The organism is Kribbella lupini (genome assembly GCF_039529595.1).
GTDB lineage: Bacteria > Actinomycetota > Actinomycetes > Propionibacteriales > Kribbellaceae > Kribbella > Kribbella lupini.
In genome coordinates, this window is record NZ_BAAANC010000003.1 from 369,145 (window position 1) to 385,884 (window position 16,740).

The window sequence follows — 16,740 nt, forward strand, 5'->3', positions numbered from 1 at the left end:
TGTGCGCCATGAGTGCTGACGTGGAGCGGGCGGTGCTGGCGGCTCTGGACGACGACCTGATCGTCGAGGAGCTGCGGGAGCTGGTGCGGATCCCGAGTGTCGACGGGACCCCCGAGGAGAACGTGGCCCAGGAGTGGGTCGCCGGGCGGCTGCGTGGGCTCGGGATGACCGTCGACCACTGGCAGCTGGACCTGGCCGAGGTGACCGCCGATCCCGCGTTCCCGGGGATGGAGGTTCCGCGCACCGACGCGTGGGGATGCGTCGGGACGCTCGGCGATGGTGTGCCGGGGCTGATCTTCAACGGGCACGTGGACGTCGTACCGCCGGGTGACCTGGCCCAGTGGCCGGACGGCGATCCGTACTCGGCGCGGATCAGCGACGGGATCATGTGGGGCCGCGGGACGTGCGACATGAAGGCCGGGATCGCGGCGTTCCTCGGCGCGGTCCGCGCAGTTGTTGCTTCGGGCATCGAGTTGCGGAAGCCCCTGGCCGTGCACACGGTGGTCGGCGAGGAGGACGGTGGCCTCGGCACGTTCGCGACCCTGCGCCGCGGGCACGGCGGCGCGGCCTGCGTGATCGCCGAGCCGACGGCGGGCACCGTGATCCCGGCGAACGCCGGCTCGCTCACCTTCCGGCTGGAGATCTCCGGGCTCGCGTCCCACGGCTCGACCCGCACCCGCGGGGTCAGCGCGATCGAGAAGTTCGAGCTGGTGCACGCGGCGCTGCGTGACCTGGAGGCCGAGCGGAACCGGGCGCCGCACCCGCTGCTCGAGCACCTGGACCTGGCCTACCCCCTGTCGATCGGCACGGTCCACTCCGGCGACTGGGCGAGCACTGTCCCCGACCTGCTGGTGGCCGAGGGCCGGTACGGCGTACGGCTGGGTGAGCCGGTCGAGGACGCGCTGGCCGCGCTCGAGCAGGCTGTCGCGGCGGCCTGCGAGAAGGACGACTGGCTGCGGGACCACCCTGTGAAGGTGACCTGGCCTGGTGGCGTGTTCGCCTCCGGTCTGCTGCCGGAGGGCGACCCGCTGCTGGACGACGCGCTGCGAGCTGTCGTGGACGCGGGGGCCGGCGCTCCGGAGGTGAGGGGTGGGCCGTACGGGTCCGACCTGCGGCAGTACACGGCAGCCGGCGTACCGACACTGCAGTACGGGCCGGGCGACGTCCGGTACGCCCACGCGAGCGACGAGCACGTCGCACTGGCCGAGGTACTCCACTGCGCTCGGGTCTACGCGCTGCTGGCCGTACGCCGCTGCGCCTAGTGGTACAAAGTGGCCATGGAACCGCTGCGTGGACGCTCGGCCGAGTTGGGCCGGCTGCTGGAGGCCATGCGCGCAGCGGACCAGGGCGCTGCCTCGCTGACCGTCGTCTCCGGCGAGCCGGGCATCGGCAAGTCGGCGCTGGTGCACGCTGCGGTCGAGCAGGCTGAGCGGCACGGGTTCCTCGTCGCCACGGCGGCCGCACACCAGACGGACAACATCAGTCCGCTCTCCTCACTCGCTCCGGCGCTGAGGGCGAGCAAGGACCCGCTGATCGGTACCGAGCACTTCCTGGAGTTGGCGGCGCTCAACACCCAGCCGCTGTGGCTTGCCGAGCGGTTGGCCGACCTCATCGGTCAGCGGCTGGCCGGCACCTCGGCTCTGGTGGTGCTGGACGACGCGCAGTGGTCCGACCCGTTGACTGGCTTCGTCCTGCGGGTGCTGATCTCTCGGCTGGCCGAGACCCAGGTCATGTGGCTGCTGGCGACTCGGCCGTCGCCTGGCGGCGTCACCGACCAGATCGTCGATGCACTGGGCGACCAGCTGCCGGTGCACCACATCCAGCTGACTCCGCTGGACTCCGAGGCCGTGCTGCAGATCGCGGCTGACCGGTTGAACCAGCCTGTCGACGCTGCCCTGACTGTCCGGCTCGGCAGCGCCCAGGGCGTTCCGTTTCTGGTCGAGCAGGTCGTCGCCGGCCTCTACCTCGCCGACGGATCGGCGGAGGGCCCGCTGCCCGACGGGCTGGTCGAGGGCGTACGCCGACGCGTCGCCGGTACGACGGAGCTGTGCCGGTCGTTGCTGCGGACTGCTGCCGTCTTCGGCAGCGAGTTCCGACTGAGCGACGTTGCCGCACTGATGGGCGAGGGCGTCGCACGGCTGGCCGAGCCGCTGGACGAGGCGATCAGGGCCGGGCTGCTGGCGGACAGCGGCGCCCACCTGACCTTCCGGCACGAGCTGCTGCGGGCCGCCGTACTGGCTGATGTGCCGCCGTCGGCCCAGCGGGCGCTGCACTCGGCGATCGCCGACCAGCTGCTGCTGACCGAGCAGGGCGCGTCGGCGGCGGCTCCCCACATCCTGGCTACGGCGGCTGTCGGCGACCTGGCATCCATCAGCACGCTGCGCGTGGCTGCGCGCGATCTGCTGACCACCATGTCGATCACGGCAATGTCGGTGATCCAGGAGACCTTCGAGCTGACGCCGGCCGACCACCCGCTCCGCGGCGAGGTCGGTGCGGACGTGGTCGAGATCCTGCTCGTCGCCCGCCAGTACGACGCGGCGCAGGCGTTCGCCAACGACCTGCTCGGCGGGACGCCGCTCTACCAGGGGCCGGTGACGCCTGAACTCACTGCTCGCGTCCGGCTGCTGCTGGCTCCGCAGGAGTGGGCTGTCGGTGCGCTCGACGCCGCCCGCCTCACAGTGGCTGGTGCACCACAGCCCTTGGCTGACCGGCTCAGCGCCTACCGAGTACTGGCCGACGCCGCCGAGCCGTTCGAGACCGAGGACCCGGTCGCTGCTGCCGTCCTCCAGCTCGCCCACGCGGAGCAAGCAGCAGCAGAGGGGCGCTTCGCCGACGCGGCGGCCGCCTACGCCGCCGCGCGCGGCCAGCGCGCCTCGGCCTCCGCCGTCAACGCGCCAGGGAGCGAGGTTGGCACGCCCCCGGCAGTGCGGGTGGAGCTGGCTGAGCTGTTCTGCCTGGCCCAAGCGGGTGAGCCGATCACCGCTCTCCGGCGCGTCACCGAAGGCCTGCCCGGCGACTCCTGGCTGGCCCCGCAGCTCGCAGCACTACGAGCCCAGCTGGAGCTTGCTGTCGGCAACCTCCCTGCGGCGAGTGAGGCGGCCAAGGCGAGCCTGCGCTGGTCCGCGGAGTTCCACGACCCGTCCGCCGAGCCGACGGCCCGCCAGGTCCTCGCTCTGGTCGCCCTGCTCCAGGGCGACCTCGCTGCAGCTCGCAAGGTCCCCGACGAGCCAGTCCGGGCACTGCTTGCGATGGCCGACGGCGACACCACTGCAGCGGAGCGCCTTCTGGCGACGCCACTCGACCACCCGATCCGCCTGGAACTCCTGCTCCATGCAGCGACTCACCTCCCCGGCACCGGTCAGGCAGCGGCCGATCTGCTAGCCGACCACGCCCCGGCCGGCGCCCAGCTGGTTGCTGCCGCCAACAAGCGTGACCTGATCGCCGTAGCCCAGGCGGTCGAGCACTTGCGCAGCAGCCAGCGCCCACTGCTCGTGGCGGCAGCCGAGGAGCTGCACGGGCGAGTCGAGCTCGAGCACGGCGACCGCAGTACGGGCATCGCCGCGCTGGAGCGTGCGCTGGACTCCTACACCCAGCTCGGCGCCACAGCGTTCGCCGTACCGGTGCAGGCTGTCCTGCAGGCAGCAGGAGTACGCCGGCGCCGCTGGTCCGCCGTACAGGCACGGCCCGAGTCTGGCTGGGAGGCGCTGACACCGATGGAGCGCAAGGTCGCGCTGCTCGTCGCGGACGGCCACACCAACCGCTCGGCGGCCGAGGAGCTGGTCCTGTCGGCCAGCACGGTCGGCACCCACCTGCGGAACGTCTTCAGCAAGCTCGACGTCAACTCGCGCGTGCAGCTCACCCGGCTCGTGCTCCAGCGGTTCGCCTCTCCCCCGAACGCATGAGTTTTGGGTGCACCACCCCGGGCTGATCCTGGTCGGTGGGTGGTGAAGTTCCCGTTTTCGGTCGATCCGGCGAACCGCCCCGGAGCGGTTTTCTAGGGGCACAAGGAAAACCGCGAACGAGAACCGAGGACGAGACCATGAGTGAGAAGAACCCCACCGCGCTGCTGGTGCACGGAGCCTTCGCCGACGGCGGCAGCTGGGCCGGCGTGATCGCCGAGCTGGACAACCGCGGCATCAAGGCGATCGCCGTACCGAACGACCTGTCCGGAGCGGCCGCCGACGGCCGCAAGGTGGCGGCGCTGGCCCGGGAGATCGACGGCCCGGTCGTGCTGGTCGGCCACTCGTACGGCGGTGCGGTGATCACCGCGGCGGCCAACGACGCCGACAACGTCACCGCGCTGGTCTACGTGACCGCGTTCGCGCTGGACGAGGGCGAGGGCATCCTCGAGTACCTCGGCAACTTCCCGGCCAACGAGCTCGGCACCTCGCTCGCGCCGCACCAGTTCGGCGAGGACACCTACCTGAGCATCGCCGAGGACAAGTTCGCGAAGATCTTCGCCGCGGACGTCCCGGCCGGACAGGCCCTGGTGATGGGTCGCTCGCAGCGGCCGGTCGCGGGCGCCGCGTTCCACGAGAAGTCCGGCCCGGCCAGCTGGAAGCGGCTGCCGAGCTACTACCTGGTCGCCACCGCCGACAACGCGATCCCGGTCGAGGCGCAGCGCGCCATGGCCGAGCGGACCGGTTCGAAGGTCACCGAGGTCGACGGTTCGCACGCGGTCGCGGTGTCGCAGCCGCTGGCCGTCGCCGAGTTCGTCGCGAGCGCGGTCGAGGCAGGTGCGGACAAGTGAGCACCCGTCGCCGCTTCCTCGGCACCGTCGCCGGTGTCGCCTCCGCCGCCCTGCTGACCGTCGGCGTCACCACCGCCGCGGCCCGTCCCGCCGAGGTCGCCGGTCACTCCGGCCCGAAGCCGACCGTCGTCCTGCTGCACGGCGCGTTCGCCGACGGCTCCAGCTGGAACGAGGTCTCCGAACGCCTCCAGCGTGACGGCTACAAGGTCGTCGTACCGGCTGTCCCGCTCCGCAGCATCCAGGGCGACACCGAGTACCTGTCCGGCGTCCTGGCCGGGATCCCGGGCCCGAAGGTGCTCGTCGGTCACTCGTACGGCGGTGCGCTGGTCAGCCAGCTCGCCGACACGCCCGGGGTCAAGTCGCTGGTGTACGTCGCGGCGTTCATCCCGCAGGCCGGCGAGACCATCGGCGACCTGAACGCGAAGTACCCCGGCAGCCAGATCGGCCCGGACACCACCAACACGATCACGTACCCCGGTGGCGTCGACCTGATCATGAAGCCCGAGTCCTTCCGCCAGGTCTTCGCCGCCGACCTCCCCCGCAAGCAGGCCGCCCTGCTCGGCGCCTCCCAGCGCCCGGTCGCCGCCGCGGTCTTCGGCGAGAAGGTCCTCGAGACGGCCCCGGCGAACCTGCCCAAGTACGCCGTCGTCGCCACCGGCGACAAGGCCATCCCGCCGGCCGGCGAGCGCTTCATGGCCGACCGCGCCCACGCCACCACCATCGAGGTCAACGGCTCCCACCTGGTCGCCCTCTCCCAGCCCGACAAGGTCACCCACCTGATCGAACGCGCCGCCCGCTGAACACCTCCTCCCGTGGGGTGGACCACACGGTCCACCCCACGGGAATACGTTGGTGTGGGCCAACAGTTGTTTCGAGTTATGCGTATTGATGTCTGGTCCGATGTCGTCTGCCCCTGGTGCTACATCGGCAAGCGCCGCCTCGAGGAAGCGCTCGCGACCTCCGGCGAGCAGGCCGAGGTCGTCTACCACAGCTTCCAGCTCGACCCCGAAGCCACCAGCGACGACCCCCGCGACCTCGCCACCCGCCTCGGGGAGAAGTACGGCCGCGGCCGCGAGTGGGGCCTGCAGGCCAACGAGCACGTCACCGGCGTCGCCCGCGAGGTCGGCCTCGACTTCAACTTCGCCATCGCCAAGTCCGCGAACACCGTCGACGCCCACCGCCTGCTCCACCTCGCCCGCGAGCTCGGCACCTCCGGCGAGGTCCCCGCCGACACCCAGGCCCGGCTCAAGGAGCGCCTACTCAAGGCCTACTTCACCGAGGGCCTCCCGGTCGGCGACCACGCCACCCTCACCCAGCTCGCCACCGAGACCGGCCTGCCCGCCGACCGCGTCACCGAGGTGCTCGCCGGTACGGCGTACGAGCAGGAGGTGGCGGCCGACCAGGCCCAGGCCCTCGCGTACGGCGCGAACGGCGTCCCGTTCTTCGTCATCGACGAGAAGTACGGCGTCAGCGGCGCCCAGCCGACCGAGGTCTTCACCGAAGCCCTGCGCCGAGCCGCGGCCGACCGCAAGCCGGTGACGCTGATCACGACTCCCGGCAGCACCGACGACGCCGCCTGCGGCCCGGACGGCTGCCCGATCTGAGGGTTGGACCCGAGACACACGGGTACCTGGACCCAGATCGCTTGCCGGACGATGTAAGAAGGAGCCATGACTGTCGTGCGCGCACTGGCCAGGCCGTTGCTGTCCGTTCTCTTCGTCGTGCAAGGCGCGAACCAGCTGCGCAACCCGGAGCCGCTGGTTCCGAAGGCGCAGCCGGTCACCGATCGCCTGGTGCCGCTGGTGAAGCGGGTCGCCCCGCCGCAGGTCGGCGACCGAATCCCTGACACGACAGCCAACCTCGTCCGTCTCAACGGCGCCGCGCAGGTGATCGGCGGTCTCGCGCTGGCCAGCGGGAAGGGCCGGCGCCTCGGCGCCGCCGTCCTGGCGGCCTCGCTGGTGCCGACCACGGTGGCCGGGCACCCGTTCTGGCTGGAGAAGGACAAGCAGGTCAAGCAGACCCAGCGCGTCCAGTTCATGAAGAACCTCGGCCTGATGGGTGGCCTGCTGCTCGCGGCGGTAGACACCGAGGGCCAGCCCGGTCTGATCTGGCGGGCCTCGCACGGCGCGAAGGCGGCCAAGCGGGAGACCAAGCGCGGCGCGAAGCTCGCCAAGCGGGAGACCAAGCAGCTCGCGAAGAGCGCCCGCCGCGAGGCCAAGCTCGCGGCCAAGACGGCGCGGGCGGAACTGCCTTTCATCTGAAATCTGGCCCCTGTGGACAGAGCTCGACGTCGTCCTGCGTGCATGCCCTAGGCTCTTGAGCGTCATCGAAGTGAGCTGAAGGAGTGCAATGGGGACGTCAGAGGGCTGGCCGGCACCGCGCCCGGCCGGGGCGGTCAACGGCCGGGTCACCGTGCCCGGGTCGAAGTCGATCAGCAACCGTGCGCTGATCCTCGCCGCGCTCGCGGACGGGCCCTCCACCCTCTCCGGCCTGCTCGCCGCCCGGGACACCGCGCTGATGCGCGCCGCCCTCGTCGCGATGGGCGTCGGCATCAGCGAGCACGACGGCCTGGTCACCGTCACGCCCGGTTCGCTCAAAGGCCCGGCCCAGGTCGACTGCGGCCTGGCCGGCACCGTGATGCGCTTCGTCCCGCCGGTGGCCGCACTGGCCGACGGCATCATCTCCTTCGACGGCGACCCGTACGCCCGCGAGCGCCCGATGAACGTCATTCTCGGCGCCCTGCGCACGCTCGGCGTCGAGATCGACGACCACGGCACCGGCCGGATGCCGTACGCCGTGAACGGCTCCGGCGCGGTCCGCGGCGGCGAGGTCACGCTGGACGCGTCCGGTTCGTCGCAGTTCGTCTCCGCGCTGCTGCTGGCCGGCGCGCGGTACGACCTCGGCGTCGACCTGCGCCACGACGGGAAGCCGGTGCCCTCGCAGCCGCACCTGGACATGTCGGTGGCGATGCTGCGCGAGCGTGGCGTCACGGTCGACGACAGCGAGCCGAACCGCTGGATCGTTGCCCCCGGCCCGATTCGCGCGCTGGACACCGTGATCGAGCCCGACCTCTCGAACGCCGCGCCCTTCCTGGCCGCGGCCGTCGTCACCGGCGGGTCGGTCACCGTCACCGGGTGGCCGACGGCAACGACCCAGCCGGGCGGCCAGCTGCCCGAGCTGCTGTCGCGCTTCGGTGCCGAGGTGTCGCTGGCCGACGGCGAGCTGACGGTCCGCGGGACCGGACGGATCGCGGCGGTCGACCTGGACCTGAGCGAGGTCGGCGAGCTGTCGCCGGTGCTGGCGGCCATCGCCGTACTGGCCGACGGGCCGTCGTACTTCCGTGGCATCGCGCACCTGCGCAACCACGAGACGGATCGACTGGCGGCGCTGGAGACCGAGTTCAACGCGCTCGGTGGCGACGTCGCACAGACTCCGGACGGGCTGGAGTTCCGCCCGAAGCCCTTGCACGGTGGGCTGTTCGGCACGTACCACGACCACCGGATGGCGCACGCGGCCGCGGTGGTCGGCCTGGCCGTCGACGGGATCGAGATCGAGAACATCGGGACCACGGCGAAGACGCTGCCGGAGTTCCCCGAGCTGTGGTCGGCCTTGGCCGGATGAGCGCTCACGTGGGACGTCCTGGGGTCGAGGCCTGATGTCGCGGTACGACGAGGAAGCCAAGTACGACCGGCCCAAGCGCCGGACCCGGCCGCGCACCAAGGACCGGCCGGCGTACGACGACGCCGTCACCGGGTTCGTGATCACCCGCGACCGCGGGCGGTACACGACGTGGGTCGGTGACGGCGATCGCGTCGTCACCGCAATGAAGGCCCGCCAGCTCGGCCGCAAGGGCGTCATCGTCGGTGACCGCGTCAAGCTCGACGGCGACGCGAGCGGCGCCGAGGGTACTCTGGCGCGGATCGTCGAGGTCCTCCCCCGCACCACGTTGCTCCGCCGCTCGGCCGACGACGACGATCCCGTCGAGCGCCCGCTCGTCGCGAACGCCGACCAGCTCGTCATCGTGGTCGCCGTCGCGAACCCCGAGCCCCGCACCCGGCTGATCGACCGCTTCCTGGTCGCGGCGTACGACGCCGGCATGCGCCCGCTGCTCTGCCTCACCAAGACCGACCTGGCCGACCCCGAGCCGCTGCTCTCGACATACCGGCCCCTGGGCGTCGAGTCGGTCGCAACCCAGCAGGGCGGCAACCTCGACGACCTGAAGGAACAGCTCCGCGACCGTACGTCGGTCATGGTCGGCCACTCCGGCGTCGGCAAGTCCACCCTGGTCAACGCCCTGGTTCCCGGCACCAACCGAGCCATCGGCGTCGTCAACGACAACACCGGCCGAGGCCGCCACACCTCCACCAGCGCCCTCCTCCTCCGCCTCCCCGACGGCGGCTGGATCGTCGACACCCCCGGCATCCGCTCCTTCGGCCTGGCCCACGTCGAGCCCGACCAACTCATCCACGCCTTCCCCGACCTCGCCGCCGAAACCACCAACTGCCCCCGAGCCTGCGGCCACTCCGAATCCGACCCCGGCTGCGCCCTCGACGAAGCAGTAGCCGAAGGCCGCATCGAAGCCGAACGCGTAGCATCCTTCCGCCGCCTCCTGGCCAGCCGAGAAGGCCGCCCCGACCCAGCCTGAGGTGGTCTGTGAGGCTAGCCTTACCTAAGGCTACAATTGGGTTATGCGCAGTGTGCTCGTCCCGCTCGACCTCTCCTTCGGCGCAATAGTTGCCTCTGGCAAGGGTGACTAGATGCCTGCCGTCGTGATGTGCACCGTGACCGCCGTACGGCGGACCAGCCCGTCGTTCCTCACCATCACGCTCGCCGGCTGCGAGACCCTGGAGACCGGCGGCTTCGACCAGCGGATCAAGATCCTGCTCGCCCGGCCCGGCCAGGCCGAGCCGGTCCTCCCGCCGGCTGACAACTGGTACGGCGTCTACCGCGAGATGGCCGACGACGTCCGCCCGATCATGCGCACGTTCACCATCCGGGCGCAGCGTGGCGCGGAGATCGACATCGAGTTCGCGCTGCACGGCGACGCCGGTCCCGCGTCGGCCTGGGCCCAGTCCGCCGTACCGGGCAGCCGACTCGGCATCATCGGCCCCGAGATCGGCGACAACCCGAAGGCCTACCAGTACATGCCAGACTCGCCCGACTGGCAGTTGCTCGTCGGCGACGACACCGCCGTACCGGCTCTGGCCTCGATCATCGAGTCCCTCCCCGCCGGCACCGTCGCGCGCGCGTTCGTCCAGGTCCCGCACGCCGCCGACGTCCGCGACTTCGCCACCGCCGCCGACCTCGAGATCGCCTGGTGCATCGGCAGCGGCCTGGCCGACGCGGTGCGGTCCGCGAAGCTTCCCGACGGTACGCCGTACGCGTGGGTGGCAGGCGAGGCCGGCATCGTGCGCGACATCCGCCGCCACCTCACCGGCACGCTCGAGTGGGACAGCAAGCCGCACTACTTCGGCGGCTACTGGAAGGCCGGCCAGGCGGAGGGCTGACTACTTCGGCGGCAGCTGCCCGTCCCACACGGCCTTCGCGCCGGCGTCGCCGGTGCGGATCGTCTGGTAGATGACCAGCACGCCGACCACGACCACCGCCGCGCTCAGCACCCACTCCAGCGGCTGACTCTTGGTTGCCTTGGCACCCTTCCCACTGGCGAGCGCCGAAGGCCCAGCCAGCAGCAGGAAACCGACGACCACCAGCACCGCGAACCCGACCACGAACCAGAACAGCAGATTCCCGCGATCCTGGTGCAACTTCACCGCCGGCTGCAGCTCAGGGATCGCCGCCAGGAACGCCTCGCCACTCTCCTTCGCGACGAACGCCACCACCACCCCGGCCAGCCCGAGCAGCAACGCCGGCCACCGCAGCAGCCACCGCCACTTCGGCACCGCCGCGAACACGATCGCCGTCAGCGCCGCCACCGGCAGCAGCACCACGGCGGCGTGAATCACCAGCACGTGCAGAGGAAGATCCCCGAAGCGCTCGAACATGACGACTCCCGTGGCTCGGCCGAAGTGGACTAACACTAACTGCACGTTCAACCACCCAAAACGGTTCAATCAGCCTAGTCCTCCAGCCGCCGTACGACGCCCGACCGCGCCGTCCGCCGCCGGACGACACCCCACGCCCGCTTTCCACGCACCGGCGCTCCCGCCCGCGAAGCTGGACCGACGTGCACCACTGATCAAACCCGCCGCACAACCGGTGCGGGAGCGAGGTCGAGCGTGCGCCTCCGCCATCGCCTGCGGTTGATCAGTGGTGCGCGTCGGCGCCGCGCAGGACGCGTGCCTTCAGGAAGTCCGTGGGGCACAGGCTGTGCCCGAGCGCGTGTTCCTCCGCTCGCTGTCGCTCGCTCCTGTCCCTGCGACGGCGAACCAAAGCCCCTCACCAGTCCGCCGTACGGCGGACCAACCGCCCATCGGTGAGCCCTGCGCGGGTAGCCTTCCGGCATGCCTTCGCACACGGACGACCTGCGGCTTGCGCACATCCTGGCTGATGACGCGGACTCGACCACGATGGATCGGTACAAGGCGCTCGATCTGCACGTCGCCACGAAGCCGGATCTGACGCCCGTCAGCGACGCCGACCGGCGGGTCGAGGACGTGATGCGGAAGACGCTGGCGCGGGCGCGGCCGCGGGACGCGTTCGTGGGGGAAGAGGAAGGCACCACCGGGTGGGGGCCCCGTCGCTGGGTGGTCGACCCGATCGACGGGACCAAGAACTACATTCGCGGCGTTCCGGTCTGGGCGACGCTGATCAGCTTGATGATCGAGGACCAGGTCGTCGTCGGTGTCGTGTCGGCGCCGGCGCTCGGCCGGCGGTGGTGGGCGTCGTACGGCGACGGCGCCTGGACCGGTCGCGCACTGATGTCCGCGCAGCCGTGCCGGGTGAGTGACGTGAGCAAGATCGAGGACGCCTCGCTGTCGTACTCCTCGCTCAAGGGCTGGGAGAAGCTCGGCAAGCGGGACCAGTGGGCCGACCTGATGGACGACGCCTGGCGCACCCGCGCGTACGGCGACTTCTGGTCGTACATGCTGGTGGCCGAAGGCGCCGTCGACATCGCGGCCGAGCCGGAGCTCAACCTGTACGACATGGCCGCGCTGTCGATCATCGTCGACGAGGCCGGCGGCAAGTTCACCTCCGTCGACGGCGAACCGGGCCCGAACGGCGCCAACGCCGTGGCCACCAACGGCCGCCTGCACGAGGAAGTCCTCACCCGGCTCGCCTGACGGTACGACGGCGAGCGGCGCCGCGACGACCGGCCGTCCTCAGCACGACGCGGGGGCCTGAGCGCCAGGCGGAGCCCTAAGCAGGCGGAGGCGCCGTCGACTCCCGGAAGATCAGCCGGTTGATCGTCCGCGCGGCCGGCTCCGGAGCAGGCTCGCCGCGGATCTCCGCCAGCAGCCGCAGGATCGCGTCCCGCCCCTGCGCCTCGCGGTCCACCGCGACCGTCGACAGCGACGGCGTCGCGAACTCGCCCATCACCTCGTCGTCCCACCCGAAGACACTCAGGTCACCAGGCACCGACCAACCACGCGACAGCGCGCCCCGGACGACCCCCATCGCGACCACGTCGTTGGCAGCCACGACAGCAGTGACCCCGCAATCACCCGCAAGCGACGTGATCGCGTCGAACCCCGACTGCGCCGTCCAGTCGCCGTCGTACACGCCGACCGACCGCAGCCCGAGCCGCTCGATCGCCTCCAGGTAGACGGCCTTCCGGTTGCGCGCCGACGCGAAGTCCTGATCGCCCGCCACGTGAAAGAACGACCGATGCCCCAGCGACGCGAGGTACTCGACGATCTCCACGACCTCGGACGCGTCCGCGAGCTCGCCGAGCCCGCGCAGCTTGTCGTCGTACGTCTCGCTCTCGACGATCGGCACCTGCCGGAGCCGCTTGCTCTTCAGCCCGGTCGGTGAGATCGCGAGGATTCCCTCCACCTGACCCGACCGCGCCAGGTCCTCGATCCGCGCCGACCGTGCCCGCGGGCCGCCCTCGACGCTGACCACCTCGACCTGGTAGCCCGCCTTGTGCGCCGTCTCGGACGCCGCGGCGAGCAGCCGGCCGGGAAAGTGCGGGCCGGAGGCGAGCACGATCGCGAGCCGGTTGGTCCGCCGGGTCCGCATCGACCGGGCCACCAGGTTCGGCCGGTAGTCCAGTGTCTTGACCGCGAACTCGACCTTGACCCGGGTCTTCGGCTTCAGGCTGTCGGCGTCGGCCAGGTAGCGGGACACCGTCGTGTGCGACACCCCGGCCAGCCGCGCCACCTGATGGATCGTCGCCGGTTTCTTCGGCTCCACCGTCCCCGCCTCCCCAACTGAACGCCCGGCTGTTCGCCGGCGGCGCCACACACGTTAGCCGATCCCGCGGCGTCTACAACGTTTGAACCGACGGTGTCCGATACCGGCCCGAAGGGTTGACACCCTCACGCGGCTGCGGTTAGCTACCGGATCAGAAGTGGATCGATCACATTTTATTGATTGACCCCGGGAGCGCCTATGAGCGATGCCGCCCGCAGCCGAAAACTTTCTTTCCGCGAGCGATTACGACGGGATTATCCAGTCCTCCTGCTGGCCATTCCCGGAATGCTGGTCATTTTCGCCTTCCAGTACTACCCGCTGTGGGGCAACGTCATTGCCTTCCAGGACTACCAGCCGTACCTGGGCGTCGGGCAGAGCCTGTGGTCGGGCGTCGAGAACTTCTCCATCGTCTTCAACGGCGACCCCGAGTTCCTCAACGCGGTCAAGAACACGCTGGTCCTCACCCTGATCCAGACCGTCATCGTCTTCCCGGCGCCGATCGTGGTCGCGCTGGTCCTGCACAGCCTGCTGTCGAACAAGCTCCGGCAGATCGTCCAGACGATCATCTACGTCCCGCACTTCATGTCCTGGGTGATCGTGGTCGCCGTCTTCCAGCAGGTGCTCGGCGGCACCGGCATGATCAACAACTGGTTGCGGGCCCACGGCTACGACCCGCTGAACATCATCGGCAACGCCGACGCGTTCCGCGGTCTGCTCACCTCGCAGGTGATGTGGAAGGACACCGGCTGGGCGACGATTCTCTTCCTGGCCGTGCTGTCGCAGATCGACAAGTCCCTGTACGAGGCGTCCGCCGCGGACGGCGCCGGCCGCTGGCGGCAGACCTGGCACGTGACGCTGCCGGGCCTGAAACCGATCATCATCCTGCTGCTGATCCTCAAGCTCGGCGACTCGCTCACGGTCGGCTTCGAGCAGATCATCCTGCAGCAGCAGGGCGTCGGGATCGATGCGAGCGAAGTGCTCGACACCTACGTCTACAACAACGGGATCATCGGCGGCGACTGGGGCGTGGCCGCCGCGGTCGGCCTGGTGAAGAGCGTCGTCGCGCTGACGCTCGTCCTGCTGGCCAACAAGTTGGCCCACCGCCTCGGCGAGGAAGGGGTGTACCGCGGATGAGCGACAAGATCCTCGTCGGTGGCATGCCGATGCCCGGCCGGCCCGAACGCATCGTCAAGGCGATCTTCCTGACCGTCATCTGCGCGGTGGTCGTGCTGCCCTTCGTCGGCGTGATCTCGACCAGCCTCGCGACGCCCGAGCAGGTGATCAAGGCCGGTGGGTTCGTGATGCTGCCGACGCACGGGTTCGACCTGTCGGCGTACAAGTCGATCCTGTCCGGTGGCACCGTGACGCAGGCCCTGCTGGTGAGCGCCTTCATCACCGCCGTCGGTACGACGCTCGCACTGTTCCTCACTTGCACCCTCGGCTGGGCGTTGAGCCGGCGCGGGACGTTCGGCAACAAGCCGCTGCTGCTGCTCGTCCTGATCAGCCTGCTGTTCAACCCCGGCCTGATCCCGACGTACCTGGTGGTCCAGCAGTTCGGGCTGCTGAACAGCCTGTGGGCGGTGATCCTGCCGATCTCGGTGAGCGCGTTCAACGTGATCGTCGTCCGGGCGTACTTCGTGGGGCTGCCTGGTGAGGTGCTCGACTCGGCCCGGATCGACGGCGCGTCGGAGTGGAAGCTGTTCTGGCACATCGGCCTGCCGCTGTCGAAAGCGGTGGTCGCCGTGGTCGGCCTGTTCTACGGCGTCGGCTACTGGAACAGCTTCTTCGGCGCGCTGCTCTACCTGAACGACGCCAGCAAATGGCCGTTGCAACTCGTCCTGCGCACGTACGTCGTCGACGGCGTCGAAATCGGCGCCCAGGACCTCGGCGGCGCGAGTGAGGCACTACCCCCGCAAACGTCAATTCAAATGGCGATCCTGATGATTTCCATCATTCCCATTCTGTGCGTCTACCCGTTCGTTCAACGGCATTTCGCCAAGGGCGTGCTGACCGGCGCCGTCAAGGGCTGACTCGAGAAAGGCAGAACCATGAGCACTGGTGATTCACGGATCGGCCGCCGGGCCTTGCTGGGCGGTGTCGGGGCCCTCGGCCTGACCGGCGTCGTCGGCGGCTGCTCCAACGAAGGCCGCGGCGGGACCGCCGGGAAGGGCGGCAACGCGCCGCAGTCCCAGGTCCGCCCGGCGTACGTGCCGTACACCGGCGTCAAGCCGGACCTGGCCGGCGCCGAGTACAACATCCCGAACGCGTTCACCCGCTACCCGGCGGACCCGGTCCGGGCCGTCACGACGCCACCGGGCGACGGCAAACCGATCCAGGTGCTGACCTTCACCAACACCCCGATCCCGCCGAAGCTCGAGCAGAACCGCTTCTGGCAGGAGTTCAACCAGCGGGTCGGCTCGCCGGTCTCGATCAGCCTGACACCGTCGGTGGACTACACCCAGAAGTTCGCCACCTCGGTCGCGGGCGACCAGCTCGGCGACATCTTCATGGTCGGCGCCGTACCGCAGATCCCGAGCCTGCTGGAGGCCAAGGCCACGGACCTGACCCCGCACCTGTCCGGCGACAAGATCAAGAAGTACCCGTTCCTGGCGAACCTGCCCGAGCTGCACTGGAACTCGTGCATCTTCGGCGACAAGATCTACGCCGTACCGGTGCCGCGCGGGGCGATCAGCTCGCAGGCCCTCTACAGCCGGGCCGACATCCTCGAGAAGCAGGGCGTCAAGGCGGAGGTGAAGAGTGCCGACGACTTCCTCGAGCTGTGCAAGGCGCTGACCGACCGGCGGCAGAACCGGTTCGCGCTGGCGACCTCGCCGACGCCCTTCGTCCGGAACATGTTCGACATGCCGAACACCTGGAGCGAGGACGGCAAGAAGGTCGTCAGCTACTACGAGCACGAGGCGCACGAGCAGGTCTTCGAGATCCTGCGCAAGCTCTGGACGTCGGGCTACATCCACCCCGACGCGTTCTCGGGCCAGAATCAGGACATGAAGGTCAGGTTCGGCAACGGCTCCAGCCCGCTGGTGGTCGACACCTTCAGCGCCTGGCCGAGCTACCTGCAGACGGCGGTCGACCCCAACGCCCGGATCGGCATCATCGGCCCGCCCAAGCACGACGGTTCGGGCCAGGGCAAGATCTGGCTGGGTGCTCCCAACCTCAGTACGACGGCGATCGGCAAGAAGGCCGAGGGCCGGGTCGAGACGATGCTCGCGTACCTGAACTTCCTCGCGGCGCCGTTCGGCACCCAGGAGTACCTGTTCCGCAAGTTCGGCCTGCCGGTCGTGCACCACAAGGTCGTCGACGGCAACCCGGTCCTCACCGACCGCGGTTTCAGCGAGACCCAGCTCGGCCTGATGTACACCGCCGACGGGCCGTGGACGATCTTCCTGCCCGAGAAGGAGGGCAACAGCGCTCTGGAGTTCGAGGCGATGAAGCGGCTCTGCCCGGACGCGCTGGCCAACCCGGTGGCGGGCCTGTACTCCGAGACCAACGTCCGCAAGGGCTCGCAGCTGACCGCGGACATGGACCAGCTGACCAGCGACATCATCCAGGGACGCAAACCGGTCTCGGCCTGGGCCGGTGCGGTCAAGAAGTGGAAGAGCGGCGGTGGGGACAAGATCGCCGAGGAGTACGCCGAAGCACTCGAAGCATCGCGTTGA

The 16,740-nt window shown here is 70.0% G+C and carries 15 protein-coding genes; 13 read left to right on the forward strand and 2 right to left on the reverse strand.

What is annotated here, in order from left to right; genetic code table 11:
• The first annotated feature begins 8 nt into the window (after positions 1-8).
• The 9 genes from ABD235_RS27930 to ABD235_RS27970 all read left to right on the forward strand — a co-directional run bounded on the left by ABD235_RS27930 (position 9) and on the right by ABD235_RS27970 (position 10,257).
• Positions 9-1,262 carry an ArgE/DapE family deacylase gene (locus ABD235_RS27930; RefSeq protein WP_344179489.1) on the forward strand — a complete coding sequence of 418 codons (1,254 nt, stop codon included), beginning with the start codon at positions 9-11 and terminating at the stop codon, positions 1,260-1,262.
• A gap of 15 nt (positions 1,263-1,277) precedes the next feature.
• Positions 1,278-3,902 carry an ATP-binding protein gene (locus ABD235_RS27935; RefSeq protein WP_344179491.1) on the forward strand — a complete coding sequence of 875 codons (2,625 nt, stop codon included), beginning with the start codon at positions 1,278-1,280 and terminating at the stop codon, positions 3,900-3,902.
• 137 nt (positions 3,903-4,039) lie between these two features.
• Positions 4,040-4,750 (forward strand): alpha/beta fold hydrolase, encoded by a 711-nt coding sequence (locus ABD235_RS27940; protein ID WP_344179493.1) that lies wholly within the window; start codon positions 4,040-4,042, stop codon positions 4,748-4,750.
• Positions 4,747-5,550 carry an alpha/beta fold hydrolase gene (locus ABD235_RS27945; protein WP_344179495.1) on the forward strand — a complete coding sequence of 268 codons (804 nt, stop codon included), beginning with the start codon at positions 4,747-4,749 and terminating at the stop codon, positions 5,548-5,550. Before ABD235_RS27940 ends, ABD235_RS27945 begins: the two co-directional genes overlap by 4 nt.
• A 78-nt stretch (positions 5,551-5,628) precedes the next feature.
• Positions 5,629-6,354, forward strand: a complete 726-nt coding sequence (locus ABD235_RS27950; protein ID WP_344179497.1) for a DsbA family oxidoreductase — start codon at positions 5,629-5,631, stop codon at positions 6,352-6,354.
• Between the two features lie 66 nt (positions 6,355-6,420).
• Positions 6,421-7,011 carry a DoxX family protein gene (locus ABD235_RS27955; RefSeq protein ID WP_344179500.1) on the forward strand — a complete coding sequence of 197 codons (591 nt, stop codon included), beginning with the start codon at positions 6,421-6,423 and terminating at the stop codon, positions 7,009-7,011.
• Positions 7,012-7,099: 88 nt separating this feature from the next.
• Complete coding sequence (aroA, locus tag ABD235_RS27960; protein ID WP_344179502.1) at positions 7,100-8,371, forward strand: 3-phosphoshikimate 1-carboxyvinyltransferase; 1,272 nt, start codon at positions 7,100-7,102, stop codon at positions 8,369-8,371.
• A gap of 34 nt (positions 8,372-8,405) precedes the next feature.
• The gene (rsgA, locus tag ABD235_RS27965; RefSeq protein ID WP_344179505.1) at positions 8,406-9,395 is read left to right on the forward strand and encodes a ribosome small subunit-dependent GTPase A; all 990 of its coding nucleotides are present in this window, start codon (positions 8,406-8,408) and stop codon (positions 9,393-9,395) included.
• A gap of 112 nt (positions 9,396-9,507) precedes the next feature.
• A complete protein-coding gene (locus tag ABD235_RS27970; protein WP_344179507.1) occupies positions 9,508-10,257 on the forward strand; it encodes a siderophore-interacting protein in 750 nt (249 codons plus the stop codon).
• Here the strand turns inward: ABD235_RS27970 and ABD235_RS27975 are convergent, their stop codons facing one another.
• The gene (locus ABD235_RS27975; RefSeq protein ID WP_344179509.1) at positions 10,258-10,752 is read right to left on the reverse strand and encodes a DUF2231 domain-containing protein; all 495 of its coding nucleotides are present in this window, start codon (positions 10,750-10,752) and stop codon (positions 10,258-10,260) included.
• 459 nt (positions 10,753-11,211) lie between these two features.
• Between ABD235_RS27975 and hisN the strand changes: the two genes are divergently transcribed.
• Positions 11,212-11,991, forward strand: coding sequence for a histidinol-phosphatase (hisN, locus tag ABD235_RS27980; RefSeq protein ID WP_344179510.1), 780 nt, complete (start codon positions 11,212-11,214; stop codon positions 11,989-11,991).
• A gap of 76 nt (positions 11,992-12,067) precedes the next feature.
• On the opposite strand, the gene ABD235_RS27985 is transcribed toward hisN, so the two are convergent.
• Positions 12,068-13,063 carry a LacI family DNA-binding transcriptional regulator gene (locus tag ABD235_RS27985; protein ID WP_344179512.1) on the reverse strand — a complete coding sequence of 332 codons (996 nt, stop codon included), beginning with the start codon at positions 13,061-13,063 and terminating at the stop codon, positions 12,068-12,070.
• 285 nt (positions 13,064-13,348) lie between these two features.
• Here ABD235_RS27985 and ABD235_RS27990 point away from each other — a divergent pair, with 285 nt between their 5' ends.
• The 3 genes from ABD235_RS27990 to ABD235_RS28000 are packed head-to-tail and all read left to right on the forward strand — an operon-like array spanning position 13,349 to position 16,740.
• Positions 13,349-14,197, forward strand: coding sequence for an ABC transporter permease (locus ABD235_RS27990; protein ID WP_344179515.1), 849 nt, complete (start codon positions 13,349-13,351; stop codon positions 14,195-14,197).
• Positions 14,194-15,093 (forward strand): carbohydrate ABC transporter permease, encoded by a 900-nt coding sequence (locus tag ABD235_RS27995; RefSeq protein WP_344179517.1) that lies wholly within the window; start codon positions 14,194-14,196, stop codon positions 15,091-15,093. Before ABD235_RS27990 ends, ABD235_RS27995 begins: the two co-directional genes overlap by 4 nt.
• Positions 15,094-15,111: 18 nt before the next feature.
• Positions 15,112-16,740: an extracellular solute-binding protein gene (locus ABD235_RS28000; RefSeq protein WP_344179519.1), complete on the forward strand. Its 1,629-nt coding sequence runs from the start codon at positions 15,112-15,114 to the stop codon at positions 16,738-16,740.